11 protein-coding genes and 2 pseudogenes are annotated in these 13,859 nt (G+C 74.9%); 5 read left to right on the top strand and 8 right to left on the bottom strand.

Annotation, left to right across the window (positions count from 1 at the left end; genetic code table 11):
• From ACFV4G_RS39915 to ACFV4G_RS39900, 4 genes are all read right to left on the bottom strand, one after another.
• Positions 1–1,529: ATP-binding protein (locus ACFV4G_RS39915; protein WP_380447891.1), on the bottom strand; the 1,529-nt coding region annotated here is incomplete at its 3' end.
• A 54-nt stretch (positions 1,530–1,583) separates the two neighbouring features.
• Positions 1,584–2,603, bottom strand: coding sequence for an MBL fold metallo-hydrolase (locus ACFV4G_RS39910; protein WP_380447889.1), 1,020 nt, complete (start codon positions 2,601–2,603; stop codon positions 1,584–1,586).
• A gap of 236 nt (positions 2,604–2,839) precedes the next feature.
• On the bottom strand, positions 2,840–3,568 hold the full coding sequence (locus ACFV4G_RS39905) for a hypothetical protein (RefSeq protein WP_380447887.1): 729 nt from the start codon (positions 3,566–3,568) through the stop codon (positions 2,840–2,842).
• A 134-nt stretch (positions 3,569–3,702) separates the two neighbouring features.
• On the bottom strand, positions 3,703–4,629 hold the full coding sequence (locus ACFV4G_RS39900) for a GNAT family N-acetyltransferase (RefSeq protein WP_380447885.1): 927 nt from the start codon (positions 4,627–4,629) through the stop codon (positions 3,703–3,705).
• A 282-nt stretch (positions 4,630–4,911) separates the two neighbouring features.
• Here ACFV4G_RS39900 and ACFV4G_RS39895 point away from each other — a divergent pair.
• The 3 genes and pseudogenes from ACFV4G_RS39895 (at position 4,912) to ACFV4G_RS39885 (ending at position 8,214) form a co-directional block, all read left to right on the top strand.
• A pseudogene (locus ACFV4G_RS39895) lies at positions 4,912–6,194 on the top strand (DUF692 domain-containing protein).
• A gap of 28 nt (positions 6,195–6,222) precedes the next feature.
• The gene (locus tag ACFV4G_RS39890; RefSeq protein ID WP_380447884.1) at positions 6,223–7,362 is read left to right on the top strand and encodes a TIGR04222 domain-containing membrane protein; all 1,140 of its coding nucleotides are present in this window, start codon (positions 6,223–6,225) and stop codon (positions 7,360–7,362) included.
• A gap of 69 nt (positions 7,363–7,431) precedes the next feature.
• Positions 7,432–8,214, top strand: a complete 783-nt coding sequence (locus ACFV4G_RS39885) for a TIGR04222 domain-containing membrane protein (RefSeq protein WP_380447882.1) — start codon at positions 7,432–7,434, stop codon at positions 8,212–8,214.
• A gap of 55 nt (positions 8,215–8,269) precedes the next feature.
• Here the strand turns inward: ACFV4G_RS39885 and hemQ are convergent, their stop codons facing one another.
• The 3 genes and pseudogenes from hemQ to ACFV4G_RS39870 all read right to left on the bottom strand — a co-directional run.
• The gene (gene hemQ / locus ACFV4G_RS39880) at positions 8,270–8,995 is read right to left on the bottom strand and encodes a hydrogen peroxide-dependent heme synthase (protein WP_329928538.1); all 726 of its coding nucleotides are present in this window, start codon (positions 8,993–8,995) and stop codon (positions 8,270–8,272) included.
• Complete coding sequence (gene hemG, locus ACFV4G_RS39875; protein WP_380447879.1) at positions 8,992–10,425, bottom strand: protoporphyrinogen oxidase; 1,434 nt, start codon at positions 10,423–10,425, stop codon at positions 8,992–8,994. Before hemG ends, hemQ begins: the two co-directional genes overlap by 4 nt.
• A 34-nt stretch (positions 10,426–10,459) precedes the next feature.
• Positions 10,460–10,711 (bottom strand): annotated as a pseudogene (locus ACFV4G_RS39870) (Uma2 family endonuclease); the annotation flags it as partial.
• A gap of 123 nt (positions 10,712–10,834) precedes the next feature.
• Between ACFV4G_RS39870 and ACFV4G_RS39865 the strand changes: the two are divergent.
• Positions 10,835–11,785, top strand: coding sequence for a DUF4349 domain-containing protein (locus ACFV4G_RS39865; protein ID WP_380447877.1), 951 nt, complete (start codon positions 10,835–10,837; stop codon positions 11,783–11,785).
• Between the two features lie 51 nt (positions 11,786–11,836).
• Here the strand turns inward: ACFV4G_RS39865 and hemE are convergent, their stop codons facing one another.
• Positions 11,837–12,889, bottom strand: coding sequence for a uroporphyrinogen decarboxylase (gene hemE, locus ACFV4G_RS39860; protein WP_380447893.1), 1,053 nt, complete (start codon positions 12,887–12,889; stop codon positions 11,837–11,839).
• Positions 12,890–13,086: 197 nt separating this feature from the next.
• On the opposite strand from hemE, the gene ACFV4G_RS39855 reads away from it, so the two are divergent.
• A complete protein-coding gene (locus ACFV4G_RS39855) occupies positions 13,087–13,749 on the top strand; it encodes a DUF3000 domain-containing protein (RefSeq protein WP_380447875.1) in 663 nt (220 codons plus the stop codon).
• Positions 13,750–13,859 lie beyond the last annotated feature (110 nt).

The following is a 13,859-nucleotide window of genomic DNA, read 5'->3' as shown; positions in this document are numbered from 1 at the left end:
GCTTTGTTGTTCGGTCGCGTGGGCTCGTAGTGGTGTAAACGCCACCCCCCCGCGACGGGCCGTCCGGCGGCGGCGGACGGCACGACGTGCATGGCGGGCGCCGGGTGCGGGCCCGGCTGGTGGTGCCGGTCGGCGAGCGGGGGCAGTCCGGCGTCCTCGCCCGCGTCGCGCATCGGCGGGACGGCCTGGACGGTGGGCGCGGGGGCGGGCCCGGCGCCGGCCCGCAGCGGCAGCGGGGTGAGCACCGACAGCGGCTGCCCGGCGTCGACGACGGTGACGAGCGCGGCCGGGATGCGCAGGATCGTCCGCATGCCGCCGTACGGCGAGGGCTCGATGTGGCAGGAGAAGCCGTACTGGCGGGCGAGCTTGCCGATCACCGCGAAGCCGGTCTTGGGCGGGTTGCCGAGCTCGGTGAGCAGGACGTCGGGCGGGCCGGCCAGCAGGCGGCGGGCGCGGCGAAGCTGGTCGTCGTCCATGCCGATGCCGCTGTCGTCGATGATCACCAGTGCGCCGCGGCCGCCCTGCTGGACGGTGACCGGGACGTCGGTCTCCGGGTGCGAGTAGGCGGTGGCGTTGGCGAGCAGTTCGGCGACGGTGATGGCGAGCGGCTCGGCGGCGCGGGCGACCACGGCGAGGCGGTTCTCCCGCAGGTGGTTGGCGACCTTGATCCGGGCGTAGCCGGGCACCCGGGAGAGGGCGCCGACGACGACCTCGGCGAGCGGGGAGTCGCTGCGGGCGAGGCCGGGCCAGGCCTCGCAGAGGACGGCGACGGTCTGGATCCGGCGCAGCGCGACCTCGTTGCGGAAGTCGACCTCCAGCAGCCGGGGGTCGTCGTTGTCGTCCTGGAGCTGCTGGACCAGGCTCTGGATCTGGTAGAGCAGCGTCTGGATCTTGGAGGTGGCGCCGCGCATCGCGGCGCGGGCGGCGGCGTCGACCCGCTCGCGCTCGTCGGTGATGGCGCCGGCCGCGGCGTCCAGGACGGCCTGGAGGGCCTCGGTCGCGTCCGGGCCGACGACCTGCGCGGACAGCGGGCCGACGGCGGGGGCGTTGACGTGGCTGAGCCGCACCGCGGTCGCGGGCAGGCGCTCGTCGGCGAGGTGGCGGACCTCGGCGAGCAGGGCGGCGCCGCGCTCCTCGGCGACGGCGAGGCGGCGCTCGGCCTCGGCGGCCCTGGTGTCGGCGGCGGCGGTGCGGCCGTCGGCCTCGCGGGTGGCGTCCCGCGCGTCGCGGGCGGCGTCCTCGGCGGCGCGGGCGCGCAGTTCGGCGTCGCGCGTGCGCTCCTCCGCGGCCCGGTAGCGGGCCTCGGCCTCGTCGGTGGCCTCGCGGGCGGCGGCGGCCGACTCGTGCAGCCGGTGCTCGGCGCGGGCGAGCCGTTCCTCGGCGGCGCGGGCGCGCTGCTCGGCGACGTGGGCGCGCTCCTCGGCGACGGCCGCCCGGGTGGTGGCCCGGGCCCGGCCGCGGGCCAGCACGCCCGCCGTCGCGGCGGCCAGCACCGTGGTGATCAGCGCGATCAGCGCGATCTGCGTCATGGGTGTCCTCGGGGGGGGTTTCCTGCTGGCTGGCTGGTGGCGGGCCGGGCCCGGTCAGTCCCGGTAACCGATGTCGGGGAGGAGCCGCCGGGCGCGGACGGAGTCCTCGGTGATCTCGCGCGCGACGAGGGCGACCTGGGTCATGGCCTCCAGGACGTTCGGCGCCTCGCCGCCGTCCAGGTGCCGGTACTCGGCCGCGACGGTGAGCACCAGCCGCTCGGGCAGGCCGAGTTCGGGGTGGCGCTGCTCGGCGATCACCCGGCGGGCGGCGTCCAGCGCGGGGATTCCTGCGGTGTGCAGCGCGTGGGTGCGCTCGCGGACGTACGCGAGGTAGGCGATGTGGGCGCGGACGCCGTCGCGGTCGAGCACCGGGCCGTGGCCGGGGACGACGGTCTCGGCGCCGGTGTCGAGGATCCGCTCGCACGCGGCGACGATGTTCTCCAGCGGGCCGGCCCAGTGCGAGGGGTGGTCGCCGGGCTGCTGGGCGGTCGACCCGAAGATGACGTCGCCGGCGAACACCGTGCGCCGGTGCGGCAGGTGGACGATCAGGTCGCCGCCGGTGTGGGCCGAGGGCAGGGCGATGACGTGCACGGGGTGCTCGCCCACCGTGAGTTCGAGCTCGCCGGTGAAGACGGTGTCCGGGCGCACCGGCTCGGTCTGCGACCAGTCGAAGCCGCCGAAGTGCTCGCGCAGGTAGCCGCCGAGCGGGGAGTCCGGGTCGCCGCCCGCGACGAGCGCGTGCTGCTGCTGCGGGGTGGGCTCGTAGTGGATGTGCTCCAGGGCCTCGCGGGTGGAGATCACCTCGGCGTCCGGGACGACGCCGGCTCCCCAGAGGTGGTCGCCGTTGGCGTGCGTGACGATCACCCGGTCGACGGTGACGCCGTCGGCCAGCACCCGGCGGCTCGCGGCGAGGAACTCCCAGGCCAGCGCCGGGTCGTAGGGGGTGTCGATCCAGAGCGCGGTCTTCCGGGAGGTCAGCAGCCCGCAGTTCGCCAGTCCCCAGCCCCGCTTCGGGGGAAGCCACACGTGGAGGTCGTCGGCGATCGCGCTCAGGGAGGCACGGTTGATCGTCATGTGCGCGATTATGCCGACGATGTGTCAGGAGCGGGGCAAAACCTGTGCGATCGCCGCGAGTTCGTGCCCCAGACGCTCCCGAACCGTCCGGATTCGTGCCATCTGGTCGAGACCAATCGTCTCACTCGGCGGGACGGTACGTGGACACCGCGAACTGCCGCGGCCCACGCGGCCCGGCCGTCAGGGCAACTTCGTCAGGGCAGCTGCGTCAGGGCAGCTGCGTCAGGGCGGCCACGTCAGGGCAGCGGCAGGATCCGGCACACCTCGACCGTCACGTCCACCGTCTCCAGGCCGATCACCCGCCCCTCGACCGCGACGAATCCTTTCTCCCCCGAGCGGAACAGCGCCGCCAGCGGCGACTTCCGGCCCGCCCCCGCGAGCGCCTCCACCGCCATCGCGGAGCCGAACGCGAACACCCCGCACAGCACGACGCACGGCGCGTGCCGGGGCGTTCGGGTCACGAAGATGAAGCCGTGGTCCCGGATCAGCTCGTCGGACGCGTTGTACAGCGCCTCGAAGGTCATCCCGCCCCACCGGGCCCGCGCCGCCTGCGGGTACTCGATGCGGAAGTCCGGGAACACCGCGCCCAGCACGCCCTCGGTGTACGGGTTCACGCTCGGGCCGCCGATCGAGAAGGTCGGCATCCGCGGATCCTGCGCGCCGGCCGCGACCAGCTCGATCGTCGCCTTCCGGTTGACCTTGCGGAGCAGGTCGATCAGCTGGGCGATCGCCCTCGCCTCCGCCATCGGCATGAACAGCACGTTCTTCGGCGCCCGGGCGGTCAGCCGCAGGCCGTCCCGGGCGAAGGCGAACTCCGCGGCCTCGATGCTCGGGGTGATGATCTGGACCCGGCTGTACGGCGCGAGCAGCGCCCGGAGGAAGCCGTACCGCAGGAACAGCCGGGTACGGGCGAGGGAGCGGGCCGCGAGGAAACCGATCACGGCCGGGACCGATGCGATCAGCACTTGGAGCAGGATCTCCATTTGATCCCCCGGAGGAAGACTCGACCACGAACTGTGCGCCCTGGTTAAGTCCCCTCCCGTGGCCGGAAATACCCCACTCGCGCCGATTCGGAGCGTCACGATCCGCGCACGGACGGTCACCCCAGGCGCTTGATCCCCTTGCGCTCCCCCGCGCAGCGCTGGTACCCCAGCCAGGCGTTGACCGCGAGCATCGGCGCGTTGGTCGTGTCGTTGCTGGTGTACGCGTGCCGGTAGCCCGCCGCCGCGGCGAGCCGCAGCGACTCCAGCTTGGCCAGCTTGCTCAGGCCGCGGCCGCGGAACTCCCGGCGGCAGGCGGTGAACGCGGACCAGTAGCGGTCCGCCCCGTCGGTCTGCGCCAGGGTGAACGCCGCCGGTACGCCGTCCACCACGGCGACCACCGTCAGGGCCGGGTCCAGGTCGGGCCGGACCCAGTCGCCCTGCAACCACTCCTCGTAGTCCAGGGCGTCCATCGTCACCTCGCCGGGTTCGTCCCGGATGGCCTCCGCCTCCACCAGGAACAGCGGGCGCGGATCGTCGGCCCAGTCGGTGGCCGGGCGCAGCTCGACGCCGGCCGGCCGCACCGGCGCCGGGGGCAGCGGCAGCGTCAGGTCCCGCTCGCCGAAGTGGGCCGCGCTCCCGAGCTCGTAGCCGCGGGCGGCCGCGAAGGCCAGCGAGTCGGGCTCCTCGTCCAGCCAACTGTGCAGTTCGGTCACCCCGTGCGCGGCCAGGTGCCGTTCGGCCGCGGCCAGCAGCGCGGTCGCCGCGCCGCGCCGGCGGAACTCCGGCAGCACGCTGCCGTTGGCGTGGCCGAGGCCGGTGGTCGACGTGCCGAGGGTGAGCCCGCAGCGCACCGCTCCGACCACCCGGCCGTCCAACTCGGCGACGATGGTGCGGAAGTGCTCGTCGGGGTTCTGCCGGGCGTTCGCCCAGAGCAGGGCCTCGGCGGTCCACACCAGGTGCTCGCGCCCGGCCCGGTGGGCGGCCGCCACCGCCTCGGCGTCGGCGGGGCGGAAGTCTCGGATCATCGGTTCGTTCGAAGTCATGGGTTCGCACGCTATCCGCGGCTCCCGTCCCGCGCCTCCGGATTTTCCGCGCGCAGGCCACCCCACCTGCGCGAACGGATCGGGTCGGGGGTTAGAGTCCCTCGTCGACAAGCTCAAATAATGCTCTGAGAAGACCGGGTGGGGCTTGGCAGCCACCCCGCCCGGGGACATTCTCGGCAACACGGCCCACGGGCGGTCCCGGCGACGGCGCCCGCACCACCCGACGGCCCCTCACCCCGGCCCTCCGAAGGGGGCGTACCGATGACTTCCCCTGCACTGAACCTGCCCACCCGGGCGGCCTCCGGCGACGGCGCCCCGGCCGGCCCGGCACCCGCGCCCCGGCTGGGCGTCGGCCTCGGCTGGCGCAGCGAGATCGACACCGTGGTGGAGCGTCAGCCCGGCCTGGACTGGGTCGAGGTCGTCGCGGAGAACGTCTGCGCCGGCCACCTGCCCGCCTCGCTGACGGTGCTGCGCGAGCGCGGCGTCACCGTCGTGCCGCACGGCGTCTCGCTCGGCCTCGGCGGCGCCGACCGGCCCGACCCCGAGCGCCTCGCCCGGCTCGCCGGGACGGCCGTCGCGCTGGACTCGCCGCTGGTCAGCGAGCACCTGGCGTTCGTCCGGGCCGGCGGCCTGGAGGCGGGCCACCTGCTGCCCGTCCCGTACTCGTGGGACGCGCTGCGGGTGATCGCCGAGAACGTGCGGATCGCCCAGGACCAGCTCCCGGTGCCGCTCGCGCTGGAGAACATCGCCGCCCAGCTGGCCTGGCCGGACGACGAGCTGACCGAGGGCCAGTTCCTCGCCGAGCTCGTCGAGCGCACCGGCGTACGGCTGCTGATCGACGTCGCCAACCTGCACACCAACCGGGTGAACCTCGGCGTCGACCCGGCCGCCGAACTCGACCGCCTGCCGCTGGAGTCCATCGCCTACGTGCACGTCGCGGGCGGCACGATGGTCGACGGCGTCTGGCACGACACCCACGCCCACCCCGTCACCGAACCGGTGCTGGAGGTGCTGGCCGCACTGTGCGCGCGGGTCGCACCGCCCGGCGTCCTGCTCGAACGGGACGCCGCCTTCCCGCCGCCCAGCGAGCTGGCCGGTGAACTGGACGCCATCCGCCGGGTGCTGGAGGGGAGCATCCGACCATGACCGAACGCCTCGCAGCCGACCTCACCACGGCGCGGCAGGAGCTCGCACGGCGTCAGGAGGAACTGCTGGCCGCCCTGGTGGCCGGCGGACCCGTCCCGCCGGGCTTCGACCCGGCGCAGGTCCGCGCCCAGTCCACCGGCCTCGCCGCCAAGCGGCGGGACACCGTCGCCCGCGTCGCGCCCGAGCTGCCCCGGCAGCTCGGCCCGCGGTACGGGCCGCTCTTCCTCGCCTACGCCCGCACCCACCCGCAGACCGCCGGATACCGGGCCGACGCCCGGGCCTTCGCCGCGTGGGCGCTCACCCACGCGCGCCCGCTGGCCGCCGACTGCCGCCGCGCCCTGGAGCAGTGGCTGCACCCGGCACCCGCCCGTCCACCGGGACCGCTGGCCCGCCTGCGCCGGGCCCTGCGGCGCCGGTAACACTCTTCACTCTCGGGGGAATCAGCCCATGTGGGACAACAGCTTCTTCATCGTTCCCGCCATCCTCGTGGTGGCCGCCGTCCTGTACGTGGACCACACCGGGCGGCGCGTCCGGCACGTCCCGCACCCGAAGGGCCTGCCCGGCGGCGGCCTCCCGCTGCTGAGCGCCGCGTTCCTGGCCGGCGGCCCGGGCCGGGTCTTCGACACCGCGCTCGTCCGGATGCACCTGGCCGAGCGCGCGGTGGTCAGCCGCGGCGGCACCGTCACCCTCACCCACGACCGGCCGTACGACGCCGTCGACGAGGCGATCATGACGGCCGTCGGCCCGACCGGCAGCCGCGACCTCGGACCGCTGCGCGCGGACGTGATGCGCTCCCCCGCCGTCCAGGCCCTCGGCGACGAGCTCGCCGACCGCGGCCTGCTGCGCCACCCCGACCGGCTGAAGGACGCCCGCAAGGCCCGCCGGCTGCTGTGGCTCGCGGTGGGCGCCGTGGTGCTCTTCACCGTGCTCTCCTTCGTGCTCGCCGGCCTGGACGACGGGCGCGGCGACCGGCCGGCCGTGTGGGTCCCGGTGGTCCTGCTGGCACTCGGCCTGGTCACCCTGTTCGCCTCCCGCCCGGCCAAGGGCCGGATCACCCCGGCCGGGCAGCGCCAGCTCTCGCTCATGAACACCGGCAAGCCGTGGACGCCCGGCTCCGGCCTGTACCCGCGCGCGACCGGCGGCGAGGTGCTCGGCGCGCTCGCGCTCGGCGGGCTGGCCGTCGCGGGGGCGGAGCTGGCGAACGAGGAGCTCCAGGAGGCGATGATCGGCGCGGCGGCCCAGCAGGCGGTGGCGCAGCAGGCGGCGGCCCGGGGCGCGTTCGGCGGGTCGTCGTCGGGCTCGGGGTCCTCCTGCTCGGCGTCGTACGCGTCCGACTCGTCGGGCTCGTCCGACTCGTCGTCGTGCGGCGGCGCGGTGTCCTGGTGCGGCGGCTCCTCGGACACCGGGACGTCCTCCGGGTGCGGGTCGTCGAGCGGCGGATCGTCGTCCTCGCACAGCTGCGGGTCCTCCTCGCACAGCTGCGGGTCGTCCTCCTCGCACAGCTGCGGCTCGTCCCACAGCTGCGGGTCCTCGTCCAGCTGCGGCTCCAGCTGCGGGTCGAGTTGCGGTTCCAGCTGCGGGTCCTGACGTCACAGTTCGGTATCGCGCCACCGGAAGCCGTTCCCCGGGTCGTCGGCGGCGGCATACAACAAGGCCATGTGGTTGCTGTTCCTCATACCGGCGTGCGTGGCCGCGGTGCTCTCCTGCCTCCGGCTGGTCCGGATGACCGCCACCGCCGACGCCCTCGCCGGGCCGGACGGGCTGCGCCCGCCGGAGGCCGTCGGGATCGGGCTCTACGAGACGGCGTACCTGGCCGGCGGCCCGGACCGGGTCGTCGAGCTCGCCCTCGTCCTGATGGCCGGCCGCGGCCGGCTGCACCTCGCCCACACCGGCTGGACCACCGTCGTGGACCCCAAGGGCCGCAGCCGGCTGGAGCGGGCGGTCATCGCCACCGTCGGCCCGGACGGCCAGTGCCGCACCGACGGGCTGCGCCGGGCGATGGGCGAGCACCCGACCGTGCTGGAGATCGGCTCCCGGCTCTCGCTGGCCGGGCTGGCCACCCCGGCGCTGATCCAGCGCAACACCGTCGTCGTGGTCCGCCAGGTGCGGCACGCGCTGCTGCTGAGCCTCGCCCTGCTCGCCGCCGCCCTCGCCGTCGGGTCCTTCACCGACGGCGACGCCCTCGCCGCGCTCGCCTGGTTCTCGCTGCCGCTGGTGCTCACCTCCGGCACCCTGCTGATGGCCCGGGTCGACGTCTACCCGTACACCCGCTGGGCCTCCCCGATCGGCCAGGAGGTCCTGCGCGAGGTGCGCCCGGCCCGCCAGCACGGCCTCGGGGACGACGAGGAGCGCGAACTCCTCACCGCCGTCGCCATGAACGGCCCCGCCGCCCTCGCCGACCCCCGCCTGCGCGCGGCCCTGCGCCCCCACCGCACGTGACGTGCGACGAGGGAGGGGCCCGCCGCAGCGGACCCCTCCCTCGTCGAGCGCCCGGTCAGACCAGGCCGTTGAGCAGCTCGCTGACCGGCTTGCGGCGGCCGGTGAAGAACGGCACCTCCTCGCGCACGTGCAGGCGCGCGCGGGACGGGCGCAGGTCGCGCATCAGGTCGACGATGCGGTGCAGCTCGTCCGCCTCGAAGGCGAGCAGCCACTCGTAGTCGCCGAGGGCGAACGAGGCGACCGTGTTGGCCCGGACGTCCGGGTAGCCGCGGGCCATCTGGCCGTGCTCGGCGAGCATCGCGCGCCGCTCGGCGTCCGGCAGCAGGTACCACTCGTAGGAGCGGACGAACGGGTACACGCAGACGTAGTCGCGCGGGCGCTCGTCGGCGAGGAACGCCGGGATGTGCGACTTGTTGAACTCGGCCGGGCGGTGCAGCGCCATGTTCGACCAGACCGGCTCCAGCTGACGGCCGAGACCGGTGCGGCGGAAGCGGTTGTACGCCTCCTGCAGGTCGTCCGAGTCGGCGGCGTGCCACCAGACCAGGATGTCGGCGTCCGCGCGCAGACCGGACACGTCGTACGTGCCGCGCACGGTCACGTCCTTCGCGGCCAGCTGGGCGAACAGCTCGTCCACCTCGGCGGCCAGGGCGGTGCGGTCCTCGGGCAGGGCGCCCTCGAGCTTGAACACCGACCACATCGTGTAGCGGATGACCTGGTTCAGGTCGCGCGCCTTCTTCTTCTCGGGCTGCTGCTCCGGCTGCCGCTCAACGGTCTCAGTCATGCGCCCATTGTCCTCTCCGTGGAACCTTCCCCGGTCTCCGGGGTCAACAGTCTGTCGAGCGCCGCCACGGCCGTGGCCGCGGAGGCGATGCACGCCGGGATCCCCACGCCGTCGTACGCGGCACCGCACAGCGCCAGGCCGCCGGCCCCGGCCACCGCGGCCCGGATCCGGGCCACCCGGTCCAGGTGGCCCACCGGGTACTGCGGCAGGCCGGCCTCGAAGCGCGAGACGGCGGTGTCGTACGGGCGCGCGGTGAGCCCGATCGCCTCGCCGAGGTCGGCGAGCGAGAGCGCCACCAGCTCCTCGTCCGCCAGCTCCAGCGCCTGCTCCTCGCGGTGCCGGCCCAGCGAGGTGCGCAGCAGGAACGCGTCGGGGGCCGAACGCTCCAACCAGCCCCACTTGTTGGACGAGAAGGTCGACGCCTTGATCCGCCGCCCGTCCACCGGCGGCACCAGGAACCCGCTGCCGGACGGCACCTCGGCCAGGTCGGCCCGGCGGAACGCCAGGGTGACGAGGGCCATGCCCGCGTACTCGACGGTGTCCAGCTCGGCCGCCGCCGCGGGCACCTCCGTGCGCAGCAGCCGGGCCGCGGCGGGCGCCGGGACGGCCAGCACGACGGCGTCCGCGGCGAGCACCTCGCCGCCGGCCACGACGCGCCAGCCCCCGGGGGTGCGACGCAGCTCGTCGACGGCGGTGTCGGTGCGGAGGTCCACGCCCGCCTTCGCGCAGGCCGCGGCGACGGCCTCCGGGAGGGTGCCGAGGCCCCCCTGCAGCCCCTGGAAGACGGGCGTGCCGACGGTCTGGGGCCGGGAGGCGAGCTCGTGCACCCCCTCGACGAGCGACCCGCCGCCGCGGGCGATCGGCAGCAGCTGCGGCACGGCGGCGCGCAGCGAGATCTCGTCCGCGTGGCCGGCGTAGACGCCGCCCAGCAGCGGCTCGACGAGCCGGTCCACCACCTCGCGGCCGAGCCGGTCGGCGACGTACCGGCCGATCGCGACGTCGTCGCCGACCTCGGTGGCGCCCTCGTGCCGCGCCCGCTCCAGCCCGTCGGCGGACAGCACCTGCGACGCGGCCAGCGCCGCCAGGTCCCCGGGGACGCCCATGACCTGCCCGCCCGGCAGCGGGCGCAGCGCGCCCCTGGTCCAGATGGCGGCCTTCGCGGTGGTCGGCGACTCCAGCGCCTCCGCCAGCCCGACGGCCCGCGCGAGCTCGACCGCCTCCGGCCGCCGCGCCAGCATCGACTCGGCCCCGAGGTCCACCCGCACCCCGCCGACCTCGCCCCCGCGCAGCTTCCCCCCGAGCCGCCCCGAAGCCTCGACCAACGTCACCCGGGCCCGCGCCGACCCCCCACCGGCCGCCCCACTGAGGAACGCGGCCGCGGCCAGCCCCGCGATCCCGCCACCGATGACGACGACATGTGCATCCGACATGCCTCGCAGTCTCGCAGGTCCTTACACGGATGCCTCAATCCCCTGCACGCTTCGCGCCGCGCGGCACCAGCGCGTCGAGGTCGATCGTCAGCGGGAACGGCACCGGCCGCTCCAGGGTGCCCCGGAAGATCCCTGCGGGTGCGTAGGAGGAGGTCACCGGCTCCAGCTCGAATGCGTGCACGACGGGCAGGCCGTCCTCATCCTCGACGATCCAGTAGTGGGGGATGCCCGCCTCGGCGTACTTGCGGACCTTGACCGTGCGGTCCCGGTGCGCGGACTCCGGGGCGCCAGGATAGCGAGTCCGGGCCGCGTCCTAGCTGTGATGGAGTTGCGATCTCCCGGTGGGGTCCGTTCGTGCTCGCTTTTCGTCCAATGGGGAGACCTGACAACGGACTTGGGGAGAGGCCCGATGATGGCGAGACGAGCGGGGGCGGTGGCCGTGCTGGCTGCCGTGGTGGCGTTGGGGGCCGGCTGCAGTGCGGCCGACGGTGGGAGGCAGGGGTCGGCCGCGGCGCCCGCGGCCAAGGCGCCTGCCGCCGCTGCCGCGCCCAGTGCGGCGCCGACCGCCCAGGCGCCCGCGGGCGGCACCGCGGCGAACGGTGCGGCGAGTGCCGCGCCGGTGGCGGACAACCGGCTGATCGCGTACACGGCGCAGCTGTCGCTGCGCACCAAGGACGTCGGCCAACTGCTCGCCAAGGCGCGGGAGATGGCCGGCTCCGCGGGCGGCTACGTCGGCGGTGAGTCGATAGCCGGGGGCGGTGACGGCGACGCGGGCGGCCAGCTCACGCTGAGGGTGCCGTCGGCGGCGTTCCAGCAGACGCTGGACCAGCTGGCCGGGCTCGGCGAGGTGGTGTCCCGCAAGAGCCAGGCGGACGATCTGACCCAGCAGGTCGCGGACGTGGCGAGCCGGGTGCAGTCGCAGCAGGCGAGCGTGGAGCGGGTGCGGGCGCTGATGGCGCAGGCGAAGTCGCTGAGCGAGGTCACCGCGCTGGAGGCGGAGCTGAGCCGCCGGGAGTCGGACCTGGAGTCGCTGCAGAAGCAGCAGAAGGAGCTGGCCGGCAAGACGTCGCTCTCGACGATCACCCTGGAGGTGCACCGCGAGGTGCCGCCGGCCCCCGCCCCGCCACCGGCGCCGAAGGTGGGGGCGAAGGGCTTCTGGGCGTCGGCCGGTTCGGCTCTCGCCGGCGGCTGGCACGTGCTGCTGACGATCCTGCGCGGGCTGGTCGTCGCCCTGGCCGCGGTGGCGCCGTTCCTGCTGGTGCTGGGTGTTCCGGCCGCGGTGGCGTACTGGTGGTGGCGCCGGTACCGCATGCCCGCCGCCGTCGCCGCTCCCGGCCCGACGGGAGAGGAGCAGGACTGAACGCACCGGTGGCGGGCCCCTCGGCGGGAGGGGCCCCGCCACCGGGGGGTGTCAGCGCTCGCTGGCCTCGTGGACGAAGGCGACGAGGCGGCTGAGGGCGTCCGGGTCCATGCTGGGCAGGACGCCGTGGCCGAGGTTGAAGATGTGGCCGCTGGTGCCGAGCGCCTGGGCGGCGTGCAGGACCTCGCGGGCCTTGGTCTCGACGACCCTGGTGGGGGCGAACAGCACGGCCGGGTCGAGGTTGCCCTGCAGGCCCTTGCCCGGGCCGACCCGCTCGGCGGCGACGTTCAGCGGCACCCGCCAATCGACGCCGACGATGTCCGCGCCGGCCTGGCCCATCAGGCCGAGCAGCTCGCCGGTGCCGACGCCGAAGTGGATCCGCGGCACGCCGTAGTGGGCGACGGAGTCGAAGACCTTGGCGCTGGACGGCATGACCGAGCGGCGGTAGTCGTCGGGGGCGAGCGAGCCGACCCAGGAGTCGAACAGCTGGACCGCCGAGGCGCCGGCCTCGATCTGCACCTTCAGGAAGGCGGAGGTGATGTCGGCGAGCCGGTCGACGAGGGCGGCCCACAGCTCGGGCTGCCCGTACATCATGGCCTTGGTGTTCTCGTGGTTCTTGGACGGACCGCCCTCGACCAGGTAGCTGGCGAGCGTGTACGGCGCGCCGGCGAAGCCGATCAGCGGGGTGGCGCCGAGCTCCTCGACGAGCATGCCGACGGCCTCGGTGATGTAGGGGACGTCGTCCGGCTCCAGCGGGCGCAGCCGCTTGAGGTCCTCGGCGGTGCGGATCGGGTCGGCGATGACCGGCCCGACGTTCGGCTTGATCTCGACGTCGATGCCGACCGCCTTGAGCGGCACCACGATGTCGCTGAAGAAGATCGCGGCGTCCACCTTGTGCCGGCGCACCGGCTGCAGGGTGATCTCCTTGACCAGCTCGGGCCGCATGCAGGACTCCAGCATGGGGATGCCCTCGCGGACCTTCAGGTACTCGGGCAGCGAGCGGCCGGCCTGGCGCATGAACCACACCGGGGTGTGCGGCACCGGCTCGTGCCGGCAGGCGCGCAGGAACGCGGAGTCGTACGCGGCGCCGCGGCGCGCGGGGATGGTCCGGCCGTCGGGGGCGGCCGCCGTGGTGTCTGCCGTTGTCTCGCTCACGGTGCAAATCTTCGCACGCGCCCCGGACCGCCCTCCCCGGCCGGTCTCGTCGGTTCCTCCAAGATCTGGCCGGGTTTGCCGTTCCGGCACGCCGCTCGGACGGAAGTTGCGGCGATAACCCGCGTCTTCGACCTAGTCTTCGGGGCATGGCAGCGGTCGGCGGGCACCCCGCACAGGGTGGCGGAGCAGGTGGCGGAACAGGTCGGGAGGGCGTGCCGAGCGAGTTCCGGGCCGCCGTGGCGGCGTTCGACGGGGCGCGGCTGCGGCCCGAGGTGCAGCTGTCCCCCGCGCCGGCCCCGCGCCGGCTGGCCCCGCACGCGTTCGCGGTGACCGCCTCGGTCGAGGTGGACGGCGACGAGCTGGCGGACGGCCGGCTGGTGCTGCTCTACGACCCGGCCGGGCAGGAGGCCTGGAACGGGGAGTTCCGGGTGGTGACGATGACCCGGGCCGAGCTGGAGCCGGAGATGGCCGGCGACCCGATGCTGTCCGAGGTCGGCTGGGCCTGGCTGCTGGACGCGCTGCAGGCGCACGGCGCCGGGTACGCGGAGCCGTCCGGCACGGTGACCAGGTGCGCCTCGCAGTACTTCGGCGCGCTAGCGGACCGCCCTTCCTCCACCGAGATCGAGATCCGGGCCTCCTGGACGCCGGCCGACGGCCGCTTCGAGCGGCACCTGGCCGCCTGGGGGGAGCTGCTGTGCACCAGCGCGGGCCTGCCGCCGGTCGCCCCGGCCCCGCAGGCGCCCGCCGACGTCCCGTCACTCGGTGGAGTGGTCCCGATGCCCGCCCGGCGGCGTCCGCGCTCGCACTGAGGAGTGGGGGGGGGGGGGGGGGGCCCCCCGGGGGCCCCCCCCCCCCCCCCCGGGGCGGGGTGGTGTAATTGGAGAAGGGGGTCGTGACAAAGACAGGCGAAAAGAATCTA

It is taken from the genome of Kitasatospora sp. NPDC059747, from assembly GCF_042732955.1.
Classification (GTDB): Bacteria; Actinomycetota; Actinomycetes; order Streptomycetales; family Streptomycetaceae; genus Kitasatospora.
Note: the sequence above shows the minus strand (reverse complement) of the source record. Positions and strands in the feature narration are given on the sequence as shown.